This window comes from Sphingomonas sp. Sphisp66 (assembly GCF_047324325.1).
Classification (GTDB): Bacteria; Pseudomonadota; Alphaproteobacteria; order Sphingomonadales; family Sphingomonadaceae; genus Sphingomonas.
The window spans coordinates 2,988,655-3,006,967 of the sequence record NZ_CP168508.1; the positions used below are offsets into that span (position 1 = coordinate 2,988,655).

General features: G+C 67.8%; 17 protein-coding genes. 12 read left to right on the forward strand and 5 right to left on the reverse strand.

Annotated elements, in window-relative coordinates; genetic code table 11:
* Nucleotides 1–78: 78 nt before the first annotated feature.
* Nucleotides 79–1,437 carry a flagellar hook protein FlgE gene (locus ACEN8G_RS13875; protein WP_413415996.1) on the reverse strand — a complete coding sequence of 453 codons (1,359 nt, stop codon included), beginning with the start codon at nucleotides 1,435–1,437 and terminating at the stop codon, nucleotides 79–81.
* Nucleotides 1,438–1,621: 184 nt separating this feature from the next.
* Between ACEN8G_RS13875 and ACEN8G_RS13880 the strand changes: the two genes are divergently transcribed.
* The 12 genes from ACEN8G_RS13880 (at nucleotide 1,622) to ACEN8G_RS13935 (ending at nucleotide 12,147) form a co-directional block, all read left to right on the forward strand.
* On the forward strand, nucleotides 1,622–2,014 hold the full coding sequence (locus ACEN8G_RS13880) for a flagellar biosynthesis repressor FlbT (RefSeq protein WP_307120176.1): 393 nt from the start codon (nucleotides 1,622–1,624) through the stop codon (nucleotides 2,012–2,014).
* Nucleotides 2,015–2,025: 11 nt separating this feature from the next.
* A complete protein-coding gene (gene fliI / locus ACEN8G_RS13885) occupies nucleotides 2,026–3,363 on the forward strand; it encodes a flagellar protein export ATPase FliI (protein ID WP_307120175.1) in 1,338 nt (445 codons plus the stop codon).
* Complete coding sequence (locus ACEN8G_RS13890) at nucleotides 3,360–3,785, forward strand: hypothetical protein (RefSeq protein ID WP_413415997.1); 426 nt, start codon at nucleotides 3,360–3,362, stop codon at nucleotides 3,783–3,785. The genes fliI and ACEN8G_RS13890 overlap by 4 nt, the downstream gene beginning before the upstream one ends.
* Nucleotides 3,782–4,834 (forward strand): peptidoglycan-binding protein, encoded by a 1,053-nt coding sequence (locus ACEN8G_RS13895; protein ID WP_413415998.1) that lies wholly within the window; start codon nucleotides 3,782–3,784, stop codon nucleotides 4,832–4,834. The genes ACEN8G_RS13890 and ACEN8G_RS13895 overlap by 4 nt, the downstream gene beginning before the upstream one ends.
* A gap of 222 nt (nucleotides 4,835–5,056) precedes the next feature.
* Nucleotides 5,057–6,118 (forward strand): sigma factor-like helix-turn-helix DNA-binding protein, encoded by a 1,062-nt coding sequence (locus ACEN8G_RS13900; RefSeq protein WP_413415999.1) that lies wholly within the window; start codon nucleotides 5,057–5,059, stop codon nucleotides 6,116–6,118.
* A 66-nt stretch (nucleotides 6,119–6,184) separates the two neighbouring features.
* The gene (locus ACEN8G_RS13905; RefSeq protein WP_413416000.1) at nucleotides 6,185–6,700 is read left to right on the forward strand and encodes a hypothetical protein; all 516 of its coding nucleotides are present in this window, start codon (nucleotides 6,185–6,187) and stop codon (nucleotides 6,698–6,700) included.
* Nucleotides 6,701–6,822: 122 nt separating this feature from the next.
* Nucleotides 6,823–7,884, forward strand: a complete 1,062-nt coding sequence (locus ACEN8G_RS13910) for a helix-turn-helix domain-containing protein (protein ID WP_413416001.1) — start codon at nucleotides 6,823–6,825, stop codon at nucleotides 7,882–7,884.
* A gap of 29 nt (nucleotides 7,885–7,913) precedes the next feature.
* Nucleotides 7,914–8,585 (forward strand): dTMP kinase, encoded by a 672-nt coding sequence (locus ACEN8G_RS13915; RefSeq protein ID WP_413416002.1) that lies wholly within the window; start codon nucleotides 7,914–7,916, stop codon nucleotides 8,583–8,585.
* 109 nt (nucleotides 8,586–8,694) lie between these two features.
* Nucleotides 8,695–9,798 carry a fumarylacetoacetate hydrolase family protein gene (locus ACEN8G_RS13920; RefSeq protein ID WP_413416003.1) on the forward strand — a complete coding sequence of 368 codons (1,104 nt, stop codon included), beginning with the start codon at nucleotides 8,695–8,697 and terminating at the stop codon, nucleotides 9,796–9,798.
* Nucleotides 9,799–9,865: 67 nt separating this feature from the next.
* Nucleotides 9,866–10,645: an SDR family NAD(P)-dependent oxidoreductase gene (locus ACEN8G_RS13925; protein ID WP_413416004.1), complete on the forward strand. Its 780-nt coding sequence runs from the start codon at nucleotides 9,866–9,868 to the stop codon at nucleotides 10,643–10,645.
* A 3-nt stretch (nucleotides 10,646–10,648) separates the two neighbouring features.
* The gene (locus tag ACEN8G_RS13930; protein WP_413416005.1) at nucleotides 10,649–11,536 is read left to right on the forward strand and encodes an SMP-30/gluconolactonase/LRE family protein; all 888 of its coding nucleotides are present in this window, start codon (nucleotides 10,649–10,651) and stop codon (nucleotides 11,534–11,536) included.
* A gap of 146 nt (nucleotides 11,537–11,682) precedes the next feature.
* Nucleotides 11,683–12,147: a MarR family winged helix-turn-helix transcriptional regulator gene (locus ACEN8G_RS13935; protein WP_413416006.1), complete on the forward strand. Its 465-nt coding sequence runs from the start codon at nucleotides 11,683–11,685 to the stop codon at nucleotides 12,145–12,147.
* A gap of 30 nt (nucleotides 12,148–12,177) precedes the next feature.
* Here the strand turns inward: ACEN8G_RS13935 and ACEN8G_RS13940 are convergent, their stop codons facing one another.
* From ACEN8G_RS13940 to ACEN8G_RS13955, 4 genes are all read right to left on the reverse strand, one after another.
* Nucleotides 12,178–12,852: a GNAT family N-acetyltransferase gene (locus tag ACEN8G_RS13940; protein WP_413416007.1), complete on the reverse strand. Its 675-nt coding sequence runs from the start codon at nucleotides 12,850–12,852 to the stop codon at nucleotides 12,178–12,180.
* A 633-nt stretch (nucleotides 12,853–13,485) separates the two neighbouring features.
* Complete coding sequence (locus ACEN8G_RS13945; protein WP_413416256.1) at nucleotides 13,486–15,264, reverse strand: IlvD/Edd family dehydratase; 1,779 nt, start codon at nucleotides 15,262–15,264, stop codon at nucleotides 13,486–13,488.
* A 140-nt stretch (nucleotides 15,265–15,404) separates the two neighbouring features.
* Nucleotides 15,405–16,805, reverse strand: a complete 1,401-nt coding sequence (locus ACEN8G_RS13950) for a sugar porter family MFS transporter (protein ID WP_413416257.1) — start codon at nucleotides 16,803–16,805, stop codon at nucleotides 15,405–15,407.
* 371 nt (nucleotides 16,806–17,176) lie between these two features.
* Nucleotides 17,177–18,265 (reverse strand): LacI family DNA-binding transcriptional regulator, encoded by a 1,089-nt coding sequence (locus tag ACEN8G_RS13955; RefSeq protein ID WP_413416258.1) that lies wholly within the window; start codon nucleotides 18,263–18,265, stop codon nucleotides 17,177–17,179.
* Nucleotides 18,266–18,313 lie beyond the last annotated feature (48 nt).

Here is an 18,313-nt window from a genome sequence, read left to right on the forward strand (position 1 = left end):
TCAGATCACGCTCAATTTTGCCTTCCGCATTTTCCGAGCCGCCGGGCGATTCCGCCCGACTGGAAAATGCTTCGATATTTAGCGCTTCAGGTCGCTGACTTCGCGCAGCATGTCGTCGACCGTCGTGATGATCTTCGACGACGCGCTGTACGCACGCTGGAAGCGGATCATGTTGGTGAACTCGCTGGCGAGATCGACCGTCGAGGCTTCGAGCGAGTTCGGCGCGATGGCGCCCGCGCCCAGCTCGCCCGGCTCGTTCAGCGTGAAGCCGCCCGAGGTACGGCTGGCCGTATAGGCGTTGCCCGACACGCGGGTGAGACCGTCCGGGTTCTGGAAGGTCGCCAGCGGGAGCTGGAACACGGCACGGGTGGTGCCGTCGTCGAACACCGCGTTGACCACGCCTTCCTTGGTGATCTCGATCTGCGACAGGTTGCCCAGCGTGCCGCCATCGGTATTGCCCGAGATCAGCGAGCTCGGCTGGCCGAACTGGGTGAGACCGTCGATCTTGCCGTCGCTGCCAAGTTCGAGCTTGATCGGCACCGAGGATGCCTGGTTGGCATAGGTGACGTTCAGCGCGCTGTTCAGCCAGCTACCCGACGGAAGGTCGAGGCTGCCGTCCGGCTTGAAGTTGACGTCGCCGCCGGCGATGAGGCCGCTGGTGCTGGGCACCGCCGGCGTCACGCTGGTGTCCATGATGTCGCTGGCCGGGACCGAATAGACTTCCGCCTTCCACGCGTTCGGGCCGGTCTTGATGAAGGCCATGTTCAGCGTGTGCGAACCGCCCTGCTGGTCATAGACGGTGAACGAGCGCTGGAACTGGTTCTCGGTCTTCGGCGTGTAGCTGCTGTTCGCCGCATACTTCGCCAGGTCGCCCTTAGTGTAGCCGGCAGCGGCCGGCGAAACCTCGGTCGCGGTGTTGAGGTTGATGCGGGCCTGGATGCGCGACGTCGCCGCGGCGGTGCCGGTCAGGTCGCTGACGCGGATCGCTTCGAGATCGTCGATGTTGCCGGTGTTGTTGTACTTGCCCTCGGCATCGAGGCGATAGCCATAGAGGTACAGGCCGGTCGCCGGGTTCTTGAGGAAGCCTTCCTCGTCGGCGCGGAACGAGCCAGCGCGGGTGAAGGCGACTTCGCCCTGGCCGCCCGAGGCGGTGCGGGTGACGAAGAAGCCCTTGCCGTCGATGGCGATGTCGGTGCTGCTGCTCGAGGCCTGCATCATGCCCTGCTTCGAGATCATCGCGGTCGGCGCGGCGACGACGCCGCCGGCGGAATAGCTGGAACGGGCGCGGCCGTCCGTGACCATCGTCTTGAACTGGGCTTCGACGCCCTTGTAGCCGATGGTGTTGATGTTGGTGATGTTGTCGGCAACCGCTGCCATCGCGCTGGACTGCGCGTTGAGACCGGAAACGCCGGCGTAGAGAGCGGAATAGAGGCTCAAGACGTATACTCCCTCGATGCCCGCGAAACGCGCGCAGGCCCACGCCCCAATTGTAGGATAAGGAAAGCGGAGAGCGCCGAAGGACGTGCAAAAAGATCGTGCTGGGCAAAAATTGCCGGGTGCGGCGCCGGTGATGCGAAAGGCATCCTATAATGCAGCCAAACGAACGAAAGGCTGTATCCCAATGCTCCGCATCACCCTTCGCGACGGCGAGAAGGCGATCGTCAACGGCGCGGTGATCCGTGCGGTGGGCCGCACCCAGATCGCCGTGGAGAACAAGGTGTCCATCCTGCGCGGCCGCGAGATCATGCGCCCCGAGGAAGCGACCACCCCGGCGCGCCAGCTCTATTTCTCCGCCATGCTCGCCTATATCGACCCGGCCAGCCGTGACAGCCACCACGACACCGTGGTCGGCCTGGTCGGCGCGCTGATCGGCGCGTTCGAGACGCAGGAGGCCAAGGCGGCCTGCATCCGCTTCGCCGGCGAGATCGCCCAGGGCGAATATTACAAGGCGCTCGCCAGCGCGCGCGAAGTGATCGCGTTCGAGGACGCCGTCATCGCCCAGCAGGCGGCCTGAGGACCTATAAGGTGCAGACGCTTGCCAGCGCAGCCCGTGCGATCCGGGACATGATCCCCGACCGCCGCTTCGGTCGGGTCGTCGCCGTGCGCGGCGCGCTGATCGAAGTGGAAGGGCTCGCCGGTGCCGCGCAGATCGGCAGCCGCATCGAGATCACCTCGCCCAATGGCATCGTCCAGGCCGAAGTGACCGCGCTCGACCGCGAAGTCGCCCTGTGCCTTCCTTTCGTGGACCCGCAGGGCGTGGGCCTGGGCGCGCGTGCCGAGCTCGGTGCCGGCCAGTTCAGCGTCCGCCCCTCCCAGGCCTGGCTCGGCCGGATGATCAACGGCCTCGGCCAGCCGGTGGACGGGCTCGGCCCGCTGCCCAACGGCGCCGACCCGCAGCCGATCAAGGCCCCTCCCCCCGCCGCCGCCAACCGCGCCCGCGTCGCCGAGCGGATCGAGACGGGCGTGCGCACGCTCGACCTGTTCGTGCCTTTGTGCCGCGGCCAGCGCCTCGGCCTGTTCGCGGGCTCGGGCGTCGGCAAGTCGGTGCTGCTCTCGATGCTTGCGCGCTGGACCCAGTGCGACGTCGCCGTCATCGGCCTGATCGGCGAGCGCGGCCGCGAAGTGCAGGAATTCATCGAGGACGATCTGGGGCCGGAGGGCATGGCCCGCTCGGTCGTCGTCGTCGCCACCTCGGACGAGCCGGCGCTGATGCGCCGCCAGGCCGCCTGGACCACCCTCGCCGTCGCCGAGCATTTCCGCGACCAGGGGCTCAACGTGCTGTGCCTGATGGACTCGGTCACCCGCTTCGCCATGGCGCAGCGCGAGATCGGCCTTGCTTCAGGCGAGCCGCCGGCGACCAAGGGCTATACCCCCACCGTCTTCGCCGAGCTGCCCCGGCTGCTCGAGCGTGCCGGCCCCGGCGAGCCGGGCAAGGGCATGATCACCGGGCTGTTCACCGTGCTCGTCGATGGCGACGACCATAACGAGCCGGTCGCCGACGCGGTGCGCGGCATCCTCGACGGCCACGTCGTGATGCGCCGCGCGATCGCCGAGCGCGGCCGCTATCCGGCGATCGACATCCTCAAGTCGGTGTCGCGCACCCTGCCGCACTGCATGAACGACGAGCAGAACGACATCCGTGTCGGCGCGCGCAAGCTGCTCTCCACCTATTCCGACATGGAAGAGATGGTGCGGCTCGGCGCCTACAAGGCCGGGTCCTCGCCCGAGGTCGACCGCGCAGTGGCGCTCGCCCCGCGCATCGAGGCGATGCTCAACCAGGGCAAGAACGACCAGGGCAGTGCCGACGCCGCCTTCGCGGCGCTTGGCGAAGTCGTCGCGCTGAGCATGGAGATGGGCGAATGACCCCGTTCGATACTGCGCTGCGCGTCAAGCGCCGCGAGGTCGATGCCGTGAAGGTATCGATCAGCGTCGAGGTCGAGACGATCACCACGCTGGACCAGCAGACCCTGGCGCACGAGATCCGCATGCGCGAGGAGCGCGCGCTCGCCCTCACCGTGCCGGTCGCCAGCGACGCCTGGCGGCTACGGATGAAGGCGGAGCGCGCCCGGCTCGACCAGCAGTCCCAGCTTGCCAATGTGCGGCTGACCACGCTGCGCGCCCAGGCCGTCGAGGTCTATGGCACGATGCGCGCGATCGAAGGCGCCGCCGGCCGGTTCAAGGACGAAGCCGAGCGCGTCGCCGCCGGCGCCGAGCAGGCGATGATCGACGATATCGCCGCCGCCAAGCTGGTCATCGCGCGCCGCGCTGCGGAGCGCAACGCATGATCCCGCGCGCAGAACTCGCATCGCTGAGCCCGGCCAACCGCGCCAAGGTGATCTATAGCGAGGCGCAGACTGAGCTCGCCAGCCGGTTGTGGCGCGCCGCGCTCGGCGATGGCGACCGCGACGACAAGAAGAATGGCGGCATCGGCCAGAACGGCCTGGCCGGGGATTCGCTGCTCGAGCTGCTCGGCAAGCAGAACGGCGTGCAGCCGGGCGCCGCCCAGGGCTGCCACTGCGCCTGTGCCTGCTCGTGCCACCAGAAGCCCGCCAGCGCGAGCTTCGCCAGTGACTGCGTCGAGGATTTGCGCGACGCGATCGGCGATTCCGCCGAGCAGGGCAGCCGCCGGATGGCGGCGATGATGAGCACCAACGCGACCGTCTCGGCCGCCAAGGGCGCGGTGGACTCCGGTCTCGCGCTCGGCGCCAACAGCCGCTTCGCCCCTGCCCTCGCCATGGCCGAGGCGCGGACCGGCATCCCCGCGACCGCGCTCGCCGCGATCGTCGATGCCGAGGCGGCCAAGGGCCGGGACGGCAGCTGGAACACCATGTCGCGCAACCCGCGCTCGAGCGCTGCCGGCCTCGGCCAGTTCCTGAGCGGCACCTGGGAGCATCTCGCCGAGACCTCGGGCACCTGGCTCAACCAGGTCGCCGGCGAGCGCGGCTGGCTCGACGGGCGCGGCAAGGTGATGCCCGGCGCGCGCAGCGAGCTGCTGGCGCTGCGCTATGACGGCCAGGCCTCGATCCTGGCGGTCGCCGACTTCGCCAAGGTCAACCTCACCCGGCTCGAGCAATCGGGCATCCGCGTGAACACCGATGCCGAGACGCTGGCCAAGTCGGCCTATCTCTCGCATCACCTCGGCCTGGGCGACGCCAGGAAGTTCCTTGCCGGCGGGATCGAGCCGGGCCGCGCCCGCATGCTGCTGGCCGCCCAGATCGGCGGCGGCGCGGCCGAACAACGAATCGCCGCGGCGGGCAACGCGACTCAGGCGCACCGCCAATGGCTGCTCGGATTCATTGATCGCAGAATCCGTCCGGAACAGTTCGCAGGGTAAATTTTTTTATCCTATAATGTTTTTGCCGCAGCCTTCGAGGCGCGGAAAACCGGATAAAAACACATATTTTCCGACTTTTATGGTTAACGTGGAGCCTTAGAGGGATTCCACGATTGGTAGGACTACATATAGGAATTTAAGGGTTCTGTTAAAGGATTAGAGACCATGTTGCCCCTGTCAGCGGCGGCCGAAACCGGCAGTCGACGAAACAGGGGATTTGCAATGTCGAAGATCACGATCGCGCTGGAAGCAGCCGTCGCCACCGTCATCGAGAATACGCCGCAAGACGGCGCCGCTCGCAGCAACCGCCAGCGTGTCTATGTCGATCGTGCCTTCGCCCAGATCCTCAAGCTGATCGCCCCGCGCATCCGCCACTTCGTCCGCCAGTACGGCCTGACCGCGCACTGGGAAGACGCCGAGCAGTGCTGCGCCATCGCCGTGCACCGCGCCATCGAGGCCTATGACCCGGCCAAGGCGCAGTTCACCACCTTCGTGAACTGGCAGATCCGCGGCGAGCTGCAGAGCCTGCGCTTCCGCCTGATGACCGACCAGCGCCCGTCGGCGAAGAAGGTCGAAGCCACTACCGTCTCGCTCAGCGCCCTTGCCACCTCGCCGGACGGCGACGAGATCTCGCCCGAGGCGATGATCGAGGACGAGGATGCCCTGGCCCGCACCGAGGCCGCCGCATCGGACTATCTCGCCGAGGGTGCCGTCTCCGAACTCATCGACGCCTATGTCGACCAGCTCCGCAAGGTCGGTGTCGAGGCGCTTCGCCGCCGTCCCCGCCCGAAGCGCGCCGAAGCCGCGCTGCGCCGCGCCGAGGGTCCGCGCCTGCGCTCCGCCACCCATGGCATCGATCCCGCCGAGCTGGAGAAGCTCGAGGCCAAGCTGGCCCGTGACCGCGAGATCGTGGAGCGCCGCGTGTTCCAGACCGCCACGCTCGACGACCTGTCACTCGACACCGGCGTGACCAAGGAGCGCGTCCGCCAGATCACCAAGCGCGCCGCAAAGGCGATCGCCGAGATCGCAGCCAAGGATCCGCGCTTCGCCGTGATGGCCGAATATGGCCAGCCCGGCACCCCGAAGCGTCGCCCGGCCCCGGCCGCGCGCACCACGCCGATCCTCCCGGACGCCAGCCTGCCGCACAACCGCCTGGCGAGCGTCCGCGCCGTGGACCCGTCCACGCTGTCGCCGGTCATCGCCACCGCCGCCCAGCAGGGCGAGCGCGTCGAAGCGGTCCAGCTCACCGTCGCCCCGGCGCCCTCGACCGCCTCGCTCCACTGATCGCATCGGAACGCCCGGCGTTTCCAACCCCATCCTATAATGCCCCTGAGAGGGTAGGAGGAACCGATGCATCGCAATTACGACTGGAACGGCAGCGGAGAGGCACAGGGATCCCTGCCGCGCCCCAACCGTCGCCTGACCGCGCTCGCGCAGGACGCGGCGCGTCTGGCCCAGCCGCTGTTGCCCGCCGGCAATGACCTGATCCTGGGCCTGGAAGCGACAGCCGACGGCCAGATCCACCTGATCTGGTGGCGCCGGCACGACTTCAAGCGCGTTGCGGCGATCTCGGCCGCGCCCGATGCCTTCTGTCCCGAGGATAGCGACGAGGGCGCGCTGCAGGACGCCGCCGCCGCGCTGCTCGACTATCTCGCCGGCCGCTGGCCGAGCCCGCCCGCCGCGCTCGGCGTGATCACCGACGGCACCGGCGTGGCCTTCGCCCCCGATCATCCGGCTCCTTCGGCCGAAGGCTGGCTGCTGCGCCACGCCATCGGCGAGAGCACGCTGGCGATGATCCTGGACCTCGATCCGACGGGTCCCTGCGGCCTGCTTTCCGGCAGCCAGTCGGCCGGATCATTCCATTAACGAAACCCCGTTTACCTTGTATTATCCTTGAATTGCTTCAAGGTACGCCGAGTCTCTGGGGAATCGGCATGGCAAGCGCGAACGGGAAGGGTAAGATGCGGACGGGATCCGCAGGCCAACCCATGATCGACTTCTATCGTGCCATTGTCTTCCCCAACCGGGTGCGCGAGCAGCGCCAGTGGCGCGGCTTTGCCAAGCTGCTACGCCTTTCGACCAAGATCCCCGAGATTCCCTATATTCGTCTTTCGAAGATCGAACGCGGCGAAGTCGTGGCGCGCCCGGACGAGCTGCGCCGCGTCGCCGCCGCGCTCGATCTGGCACCGACCGACCTGCTGATCGACATCGACGCGCCCGATTTCGACATCGCCGCCTGGGCCGAGCCATTCAGCGACGGTGCCGCGCTCGACCAGGACGAGGAGCGCTTCGCAGTGCTGCTCGGCGCCGCGCTGCGTGCCCGTCGCACGCTCGACCCGGCGCTGACCATCGCGGTGATCGAGCGCGACTATGGCCTGCCGCCGGTCAATCTCTCGCGGGTCGAGAATGCGCAGAAGCCGTTCGCCCGCTGGAACATGGCGGTACAGACCGCGCTGTTCGCGCTGTTCGACGTCGCCGACGAAGCGGGACTGCGCGCCGAAGTGGAGCAGCGCCACGCCGCGGGGACGCTCGATGCCTTTCTCGCCACCATCGCCAATCCGGAGACGCGCATCGCGCGCACCCGCGAGCGCATCGCGGAGCTGGTCGCGGCACTGAACGAGGAGGTGCCTGTCGCTTCCGCTCCAGCGGCGGTACCGCTGCCCCTGCCGGGCACGCCTGTGAGCGCAATCCGCCTGCTGCCGATCTTCGGCATGCCGCTGCCCCAGGGGCTGATCGGCCACCAGCCGACCGGCGAGACGGTCGAGGCGCCGCATATCGCCGGGCCGCGCGCCTTTGGGCTCAAGGTGTGCCGCGCGACGCTGGGCGGCGGGCTGCCCGCCCAGGCGACGGTGGTCGCGGATCCCGATCGCCTGCCGCTCCCCGGCGGCCTTGCGGCGCTGCGCGAAGGCGAAGGCTGGCGGCTGCTCTCGGTCGCTTCGGGCCGCGACGGGCGGATGATCGGCTATAGCGTCAATCCGGACATGGAAATCCCGCTCGACGATTGCGATCCGTCGAGCCTCGCCGCGATCGTCTCCGCCGTCTTCCTCTGATCGCGGCGCCCGTGCTAGGGCGCGGGCCCATGGGGATCATTGTCGCGATCGAAGGCGCCGACGGCGTCGGCAAGAACACCACCTCCAGGCTGCTCTGCGAGACGCTCCAGGCCGCAGGCAAGACCGCCACGGTGATCGGCTTCCCGCGCTATGGCGAGACCGTCGCCGGCGTGACGATCGGCCGCTATCTGGCGGGCGACATGCCCGTGCCGGTGAGCCCGCATGCCGCCGCGACCCTCTATGCGCTCGACCGCTTCGAGTGGCGCGCCGAGATATTGAAGGCCGTCGCAGCCCATGACGTGCTGATCTTCGACCGCTATGTCGCCTCGAACATGGCCTATCAGGGTGCGCGCGTGCCGGCGGAGGAGAGCCGCGCGCTGATGGAGTGGATCCTGGCGCTGGAGACCGGCCAGTTCGCCCTGCCCGTCCCGGCCCTCTCCATCTATCTCAACACGCCCTGGGAGCTGGCCCGCGCACTGATCCTGCAAAAGGCCGAGCGCAGCTACACGAGCAAGAGCTTCGACGAATATGAGGCCGATGTCGCGCTCCAGCAGCGCGTGCGCGGCAATTACGAGTCGATCGTCGAGGCGGGGCTGTTGGGACCTTGGCAGATGGTCCATGCCAGCACGGGCGGGACGATGCGCCCGCCCGCCGAGATCGTCGGCGAGATCGTCGCGCTGCTGGAAGCGGTTCCGAAATAACCCCTAAAGCCGCGCGACACGCTTGACAGCGCTACCCGCGCCCCGGCATGGTAGCGCTATCACAAGCTAATATCGAGGCGAGAGGATTTTGAAAGCGTCCCCGGCGGAAATGCTGCCTGCCGATCATGAGCAGGCAATTCTGGTTGGCCGTGTCCTGACGGAAGCGGGCCCCAGCCCCGTGATCCTCCGCGGCGGACGAATCTATGACGTCTCGGCCAGTGCTGCGACCGTGTCCGACCTGCTAGACCTTGCCGACCCCGCAAGCGTGACCGGCACCGACATCGGTGCCGTGTCCGAACTTGGTAGCGATAACGGCCTTGCCCTGCTCGCGCCGATCGACCTGCAATGCGTCAAGGCGTGCGGCGTGACCTTCGCGCTTTCGGCGATCGAGCGGGTGATCGAGGAGCGCGCGCGCGGCGACGCCGACAAGGCGAACGAGATCCGTGGCGACCTGGAAGCCAAGGTCGGATCGGGCATCCGCTCGGTGGTGCCGGGCACGCCCGAGGCGGCGAACCTCAAGGCCGCGCTGATCGAGGCGGGCATGTGGTCGCAATATCTCGAAGTGGCGATCGGGCCCGATGCCGAGGTGTTTACCAAGGCGCCGGTCCTCTCTGCGGTGGGCGCGGGCGCCGATATCGGCGTGCGCTCGGACAGCGACTGGAACAATCCCGAGCCCGAGGTGGTGCTGATCGTCGACAAGACCGGCACGCCGCGCGGCGCGACGCTCGGCAACGACGTCAACCTGCGCGACTTCGAGGGGCGCAGTGCGCTGCTGCTCGGCAAGGCCAAGGACAACAACGCCTCGACCGCGATCGGGCCGTTCATCCGCCTGTTCGACGCCGGCTTCACGATGGACGATGTCCGCGCGGCCGAGGTCGACCTGGTCATCGACGGGCCCGAGGGCTACCGGCTCGAGGGCACCAACAAGATGAGCCAGATCAGCCGCGATCCCACGGACCTGATCCGCCAGACGCTGAGCGAGCATCAATATCCGGATGGCTTCGCGCTGTTCCTCGGCACGCTGTTCGCGCCGATCCAGGACCGCGACCATGTCGGCCGCGGCTTCACCCACAAGGACGGCGACGTAGTGCGCATCTCGAGCCCCAAGCTCGGCGCGCTGGTCAACCGGGTCACCACCTCCAAGGCCGCAGCGCCCTGGACCTTCGGCATTCGCGAGCTGATGCGCAACCTGGCGGGCCGCGGCCTGCTGTGAGCGCCGCGAGCGGCCACCCCCTTATGTTTTTCCAAGGTAATTCATTCTCATGTCGGAAGCTGATCCCATGCACGTGACCCAGACTCGCGATCAGCGTGCCATCTATCCCAGCCTGAAGGGCAAGCGCGTGCTGATCACCGGCGGCGGCTCGGGGATCGGCGCGGGGCTGGTCGAAGGCTTTGTCCGCCAGGGTGCCGACGTCACCTTCTTCGACATCGCCGATGCGGATTCGCAGCAGCTGGTCGCCAGCCTTTCGGGGATCGGCCAGGCGCCGGTCTACGAGAATGTCGACCTGACCGACATCAAGGGTGCCAAGGCGAAGATCGCCCAGCTGATCGAGGATTTCGGCAGCTTCGACATCCTGGTGAACAACGCCGCCAATGACGACCGCCACACCATCGAGGAAGTGACGGAAGACTATTGGGAAAACCGGCTCAACGTGAACCTGCGCCACCTGTTCTTCTGCGCCCAGGCGGTGATCCCGGGGATGAAGGCCAAGGGCGCCGGGGTGATCATCAACCTGGGTTCGATCTCCTGGCACCTCGCGCTGGAGGGGCTGACGCTCTACCAGACCGCCAAGGCCGGCATCGAGGGCATGACCCGCAGCTTCGCCCGCGAGCTGGGCCCGGACAATATCCGCTCGGTCTGCATCGTGCCGGGCAATGTGAGGACCCCGCGCCAGATGAAGTGGTACACGCCCGAGGGTGAGGCCCAGATCGTCAAGGCGCAGTGCCTCAAGGACCGGCTGGTGCCCGACGACATCGCGGCGATGGCGCTGTTCCTTGCCTCCGACGACGCACGGCTTATCACGGGCCATGAGTATTTCGTCGACGCAGGCTGGAGGTAAGCGATGAGCGTGGTGACGTCGGCACCGGAGAGTGTCTGGCCGCTTGCCGCGCCGCTGCTCGAAGGGCCGGTCTGGGTGGCGCGCGACGCCGCGCTGTGGTTCGTCGATATCAAGGGCCACAAGGTCTATCGCTACGACCCTGAAACCGGGGACAAAAGCAGCTGGGACGCGCCGGCGCAGGTGGGCTTCGTGCTGCCGGCCGAGCGCGGCGGCTTCGTCGCCGGGCTGCAGACCGGACTCGCCCATTTCGACCCCGTGGACGGCAGCTTCACCCCCCTCACCGACCCCGAGCCGCATCTGCCCGGCAACCGGCTGAACGACGGCACCGTCTGCCCCGATGGCCGGCTGTGGTTCGGGACGATGGACGATGCCGAGGCGGCCGATACCGGCATGATCCACCGGCTGGGCGAGGACGGGCTGTGCGTGCCCTCCAGCCCGCCCTATTCGATCACCAACGGCCCGGCGCTGAGCCCGGACGGCCGCACCCTCTACCATGTCGATACGCTGGGCGGGGTGATCCATGCCTGCGACGTCGCCGAGGACCGCAGCCTGACCAACCGGCGCGAATTCGCCCGCATCCCCAACGACCAGGGCTATCCCGACGGGCCGACGGTCGATTCCGAGGGCTGCCTGTGGATCGGGCTGTACATGGGATCGGCGGTGCGGCGCTATTCGCCGGCCGGCGAACTGCTTGAGATCGTGGAGTTTCCCGTCGACGCGATCACCAAGGTCGCCTTTGGCGGGCCCGAGCTCAAGACGGTCTATGCCACCACCGCCAACAAGCACCTCTCCGCCGAGGCCAAGGCGGCGAACCCGCGGGCGGGGGACCTGTTCTCCTTCCGGGTCTCGGTGCCCGGGGTGGCGGGGACGCTGGTCCGCGAAGGGGTCTGAAGCGGACAGTTAAGTTGGCTAAGGTTACGCCGGAAGGGCATTTGGGCGGGGCATTTAGTCAATTTAATTGACTATCAATATTTTGGACTGTAAAGCGATCCTTGTGATCCCCGCCTTCGCAGGGATGGCCAAAGGAAGCTTGTCCCATGTCCGACGATACCCCCTCTCCGCTCCTCGAAGTCGCGCTGCCTGCGCTGCTCCGCCATGCCCGGCACACCTATGGCGCGGCGATGCGGGCGGCGCTGGCCGCGCGGGGCTATGACGACATCCCCGGCAACGGCCTGTACGTGATCGGCGCGCTGGCGCTGGGCGAGGCGCCGCTCAGCCAGATCATCCGCGAGCTGCGCGTCTCCAAGCAGGCGGCGGGGCAGCTGGTCGATGCGCTGGTGCTGCGCGGCTATCTCGAGCGGCAGGTCGATGCCGAGGACCGGCGCCGGCTGACCGTGACGCTCACCGAACGCGGCCAGGCCGCGGCGGACACCCAGAAGGCGGCGCGCGAGGCGATCGATGCCGAGTTGCTGACCCGGATGGGCGACGAGAAGCTGCTGCACGCCCGCGAAGTGCTGGCCGAGCTGATCGAGATCGGACGCGAGCAGGCGCCCGCGGACTGAATCCGCCCCGGAAGTTGGCAGGTGTCCGCCTCAGGCAGGCGCGAGCACCGTGATGTGGATGTCGGCGCGCCAGCGATAGCCGAGCCGCTCGTACAGCCCGATCGCGCCTGCATTGTCGGCATAAGCGTGGAGAAACGGCGTGTCGCCGCGCGCGACCATGCGGGCGGCGGCGACGCGCATCAGCTGCCCGGCAAGGCCCTGGCCGCGGGAATCGGGGTGCGTGCAGACACCGCTCACTTCCGCGTATCCAGGGACCGCCATGCGCTCGCCGGCCATCGCGACCAGCCTGCCGGCGCGGCGGATTCCGATGAAACGGCCGAGCGCGTGGGTGCGGGTGAAGAAAGGACCGGGCTCGGTGAGGGTGGCGAGCGCGAGCATTTCGGCCGCGTCGGCATCGCCCAGATCGAGAAAGGCAAGATCGGCGTCCGCTGGGGCCGGATGCTCTGCGACCATCTGGACGGCCATGCGGTGCTTCTGGACGAGCGTGCCCGGGACCGGCGGCAGCGGCGCGGCTTCGGCGATGATGGCCGGTCCGGTCTCGGAAATGAGCGCGGCCAGCGCGGCGAGGGCTTGCGGGCCATGGTCCGGCGTGGCGGCGAAGATGGCGTGGTCCTGGTCGTAGCGGAGCGCCGGGGGCTTGCCGCGAGCGAGGTGGCGCTGGCTGGTGGTGAGCGCGGTCCAGATGGGGTTGTCGAGGGGTTGCATGGGCGGTGTTTGGCGCGGTTGGGGCGTGGGGGCAAACGCTTGCGTCATGCCCTACTTCGTCACCCCGGACTTGTTCCGGGGTCCACCGGTAGGCGGGCGGTGGGCAGGAGGCTCGAAGGGTTGTCGGTGCGGCACCGTGGACCCCGGCACGAGGCGGGGGTGACGGTTTGGGGTGAGGGTTGCGCGCCTTCGCCTGAGATCCCGACTTTCGTCGGGATGACGGTTTGGGCGCGCGGGATGATGGTTGAGGGGTGGGATGGCGGTTGGGGGGGCGACCGCCCTCCCCTTCTTCGTCACCCCGGACTTGTTCCGGGGTCCACCGGGAGGCGAGCGGTGGACGGGAGGCTCGACGGATTGTCGGTGCGGCACCGTGGACCCCGGCACAAGGCGGGGGTGACGGCTTTAGGGTGGCGGTGCGCGCCTTCGCCTGAGATCCCGGCTTTCGCCGGGATGACGGTTGGGGGCACGATTGGGGATGGGATGATGGTTTGGGTGGGGAGGAGAACCCATTCCTACCCGAGCTTGTCTCGGGGAGGGGGCGGCGGGACGCCGTCTTCGCGGCGGGCCCCTCCACCACCCGCTTCGCGGGCGGTCCCCCTCCCCCAGCGAGCTGGGGGAGGAATTATGAGGGGGTCAGTGGTTATGCCGGGGGACCTTCTCGCTGGTCTTGCGGTACTTGAGCGCGAAGTCGAGGACGCCGCCCTCGCCCAGCTGGCCGACCTTTTCGCGGTAGAGCTCTTCCCAGGGGGTGTTGCTCTCCGGGATCGGCGGGGCGGGCTCGGCCTTGCGGCGGGCGATCTCTTCGGCGTCGACCAGCGCATCGCAGGTGCCGTTGTTGAGATCGACGCGGATCACGTCGCCGGTGCGCAGCCAGGCGAGGCCGCCGCCCGCCGCGCTCTCGGGCGAGGCGTTGAGGATCGAGGGGCTGTCCGACGTACCCGACTGGCGGCCGTCGCCGAGCGTCGGCAGCGACATGATGCCCTTCTGGATCAGGTGATCGGGCGGCTGCATGTTGACCACCTCGGCCGAGCCGGGCCAGCCGATCGGTCCCGAGCCGCGGATGACGAGGATACAGTTCTCGTCGATGTTCAGCGCCGGATCGTTGATGTTGTGGTGATAGTCGTCCGAGCCGTCGAACACGATCGCGCGCCCCTCGAACACGCCTTCATGGCCGGGGCGCGAGAGATAGCGGGCGCGGAAATCCTCGCCGATCACGCTGGTCTTCATGATCGCGATGTCGAAGAGGTTGCCCGACAGGACGAGGAAGCCGGCCTTATCCTTGAGCGGCTTGTCCCAATCGAAGATCACCGCGCGATCGGTGACGCCGTGGCCGGAGACGTTCTCGGCCAGCGTCCTGCCGGTGCAGGTCATCACCGAGCCGTCGAGCGCGCCATTGGCAAGCATCTCGGTGAGGACCGCGGGGATGCCGCCGGCGCGGTGGAAGCGCTCCGACAGGAATTCGCCCGCCGGCTGCATGTTGACGACGAGCGGCAGGTCATAGCCCGAGCGCCAGTCATCCGGGGTGATCTCGATGCCGGCATGGCGCGCCATGGCGACGAGGTGCGGCTGGGCGTTGGTCGAGCCGCCGATCGCGGTGAGCAGCTTGATCGCGTTGAGGAAGTTCGCCTTGGTCAGGATCTTCGACGGGCGCAGGTCCTCATAGGCCATCTCGACGATGCGCTTGCCGGTCTCATAGGCGATCTGGCCGCGCTCGCGATAGGGCGCGGGGATCATCGCGCAGCCGGGGAGCGACATGCCGAGGCCCTCGGCGATGCTGTTCATCGTCGAGGCGGTGCCCATGGTGTTGCAATGGCCCGACGAGGGCGCGCTTTCCATCGCGCGCTTGAGGAACTCTGCTTCGTCGATCTCGCCCGCGGCCATCTTACGGCGGCTGCGCCAGATGACGGTGCCCGAGCCGACCAGCTCGCCTTCGTGCCAGCCGTCGAGCATCGGGCCGCCCGACAGGACGATCGCCGGGATATCGACGGTGGAAGCGGCCATCAGCGAGCTGGGCGTGGTCTTGTCGCAGCCGGTGGTGAGGATGACGGCGTCGATCGGATAACCGTTGAGGATCTCGACCAGGCCGAGATAGGCGAGATTGCGGTCGAGCGCCGCGGTGGGGCGACGGCAATTCTCGAAGATCGGGTGGAGCGGGAACTCCATCGGCACGCCGCCCGCCGCGAGGATGCCGGCGCGGGCGCGCTTCACCGTCTCGAGATGGATGCGGTTGCACGGGGCGATGTCGGACCCGGACTGGGCGATGCCGATGATCGGCTTGCCGCTGGTCAGCTCCTCCGGGGTGATGCCGTAGTTCATGAAGCGCTCGAGATAGAGCGCGGCCATGTCGGCGCGGCCGGGCGCGGCGAACCATTCGCGCGAGCGGAACGGACGGACGGGTTGGCGGGTGGTCATCTAATCACTCCAGGTCAAATACGCGTCATCCCCGCGCAGGCGGGGATCCAGAGCCAAGAACGACGTCGCTTCGTTACTCTGGATCCCCGCCTTCGCGGGGATGACGAAGAAGGAGAAAGGAGGGTTCCCCCTCCCCTCTCTTATCCCTCCATCGCCTCCAGTTCCTTGCCCTTGGTCTCGTGGATGAACTTCTGGACGAGGAAGAAGCTGATCACCGCGCAGACGGCGTAGAAGGTGTAGGCGCCGGTGAGGCTCCACTTGGCCATGCTCGGGAAGGTCTGGGCGATGACATAGTTGGCGCCCCACTGCGCGAAGCCGCAGACCGCCAGCGCCGAGCCGCGGATCTGGTTGGGGAACATCTCGCCGAGCATCACCCACATCACGGGCCCCCAGCTGACGTTGAAGAAGACCACATAGAGATTGGCGGCGATCACCGCGACCATGCCCATCTCCTTCGAGAGAACGAGCTTCCCATCGACCAGCGTGCCCTGGCTGAAGGCAAAAACCATTACGAACAGGGTGATCGCCATGCCGGCCGAACCGATCAGCAGGAGCGGCTTGCGCCCGATCCTGTCGATCACCGCGATGGTGATGAAGCAGGCGGCGATCGAGACGGCGCCCGAGACGATGTTGATCAGCAGCGCGTCATTCTCGGTGAAGCCGGCGAGCTGCCACAGGGTGGCGCCATAATAGAAGATCACGTTGATGCCGACGAGCTGCTGGAACACCGCGAGCAGCAGGCCGGCCCAGACGATCGCGCGGATGCCGAGGAAGCCGCCCGGCGCGAAGATGTCGGCGAGGCGCGGACGGTGATCGGTCGAGAAGCTGGCCTGGATCTCGGCGAGCTTGAGGCCGCCCTCGGTCGCGCCGAACAGGCTGGTGAGCACCTTCAGCGCTTCGGGGTTGCGCTGCTTGGCGACGAGGTAGCGCGGGCTCTCCGGGATGAAGAACAAAGCGATGAGGAAGACGCCGGCGGGGATCGCCTGCATCAGGTACATCCAGCGCCATGCCTCGATCCCGCCGAGCTGGCCGAGCGAGCTGCCGGCGGCCTGGGCGAGGTAATAATTGACCACGAAGGCGGCGGTGAGGCCCGAGATGATCATGATCTGCTGCACCGTCGTCATCCGGCCGCGGATGTTCGCGGGGGCGACTTCGGAGATATAGGCGGGCGACAGCACCGAGGCGGCGCCGACCGCGACGCCGCCGATGATGCGGGCGATGACGAAGATCGTGTGATCGTGCGCGAAGCCCTGGACGAGCGCGCCGCCGAGGAAGAGCAAAGCGGCAAGGCGCATGACGTTGCGGCGGCCCATCGAATCGGCGAGCGTGCCGGCGAAGAATGCGCCGAACACGCAGCCGATCAGCAGCGAGCCGACGGTGAAGCCGAGCCCGGCCTCGTCGAGCGCGAAGGCGTGTTTGAGCCCGTCCTGCGTGCCGTTCACTGCGCCACTGTCATAGCCGAAAAGCAGGCCGCCGATCGTCGCCACCGCGACGATGGCGCCGATCAGGCCGATATTGGCCTTCTGCGCCGTATCATTCATTCGCTCTATCCCCTCCATCGCGGCCCCGTCCGGGCGGCATTGTTAGCGGTAACGGTGGCTCGATCCGACGGGAAAAGCAAGTGGGGTTACACCGGAGGAGCGACTCTGTCCCGCGTTGTCATGCTGGACCTGTTTGGGCCGGGGGCCAAGCCTTTATGCTCCCCTCCCTGGAAGGGAGGATCATCAGGCCGGTCATGCCCCCGGCATGGCTTGAACAGCGCGGGGCGCTGTTCACCTGATGATGGGGTGGGTTGCGCCTCAGGCTTCCGGAGGCGCCTGGCGGGACGGCAGACTTAAACAGAAAAGGCCGGGCATCGAGCCCGGCCTTTTCTAACCCACCCCTAGCCCCTCCCTTGCAGGGAGGGGAACTTTTAGCGCCGGACCGGCTTGGTCGGCGCCGGCCTGCCCGCGCCCGGGGGCGGGCCGCAGGATTCGCGCTGGATCAGCTCGAAATCGAGGACCTGCTCCTCAAGCTTGTCGGTGGTGCCGGCACGGTGGGCGCGCAGGCGAGCGAGGAGCAGGGTGAGCGCGCTCTCGGCCATGGCGGCGATCGGCTGGCGGACGGTGGTCAGCTCGGGCCACATAGTGGTGGCGAGCGCGGTATCGTCGAAGCCGACGATGCTGATGTCCTGCGGCACGTGCAGCCCGCGGCGGTGCGCGACCCCTACGGCAGCCGCGGCCATGTCGTCGTTCGAGGCGAAGATCGCAGTGGGCGGATCCTTGCGGTCGAGCAGCCGCTCGGCAGCGACGATGCCCGAGCGGAAAGTGAAATAGCCCTGCTCGACCGGCATCGCCTTGATGTCGAGCCTGGCGGCCTCGACCGCCTCGACGAAACCGCGATGGCGCTCGGCCGACGAGGTCTGGTTGGGGTTGCCGCGGATGAAGCCGATGCTGCGATGGCCGAGGTCGATGAGATGCTTGGTCATGGCCGCGGCCGCGGCGGCGTCGTCGATGCGGACGTTGAGGCTGCGCTCGGGCGGCAAGCCCATGGCGACCGAGACCCAGGGGATGCCGGCGGTCTCGAGCTCGGCGCGGACGGGCGCGGCCTCGGACAGCGGCGGCGGCAGGATCACGCCCTCGACGCTGGTGGCGGCGAACTGGCGGGTGGCCTCGGCCTGCTCGTCGGCACGCTCGCCTTCGCAGGCCTCGAGCACCAGGTGGCAGCCGGCGCGGCGGGCGGCGGCCAGCGCGCCGATCAGGAATTGCGAGAGATAGGCCGCCGACGGGTTCGAATAGAGCAGGCCGATCTGGGTCGCCTCGCCCGCCGCGAGGCTGCGCGCCGCGCTGTTGGGCGAATAGTTGAGCTTGGCGATCGCCTCGAGGACGGCCTCGCGGGTTGTTTCCCTGACATTGGATCCGCCGTTGACCACGCGAGACACCGTCATGGCCGACACGCCGGCGGCGCGTGCGACATCCTGGACGGTGACCGTGCCTCGGCTTCTGCGGCTGGGTCTGCTCATCGTTTCGGGGATATGCTGCGGTTACGGTAAATGCAATCGGCATGGAAA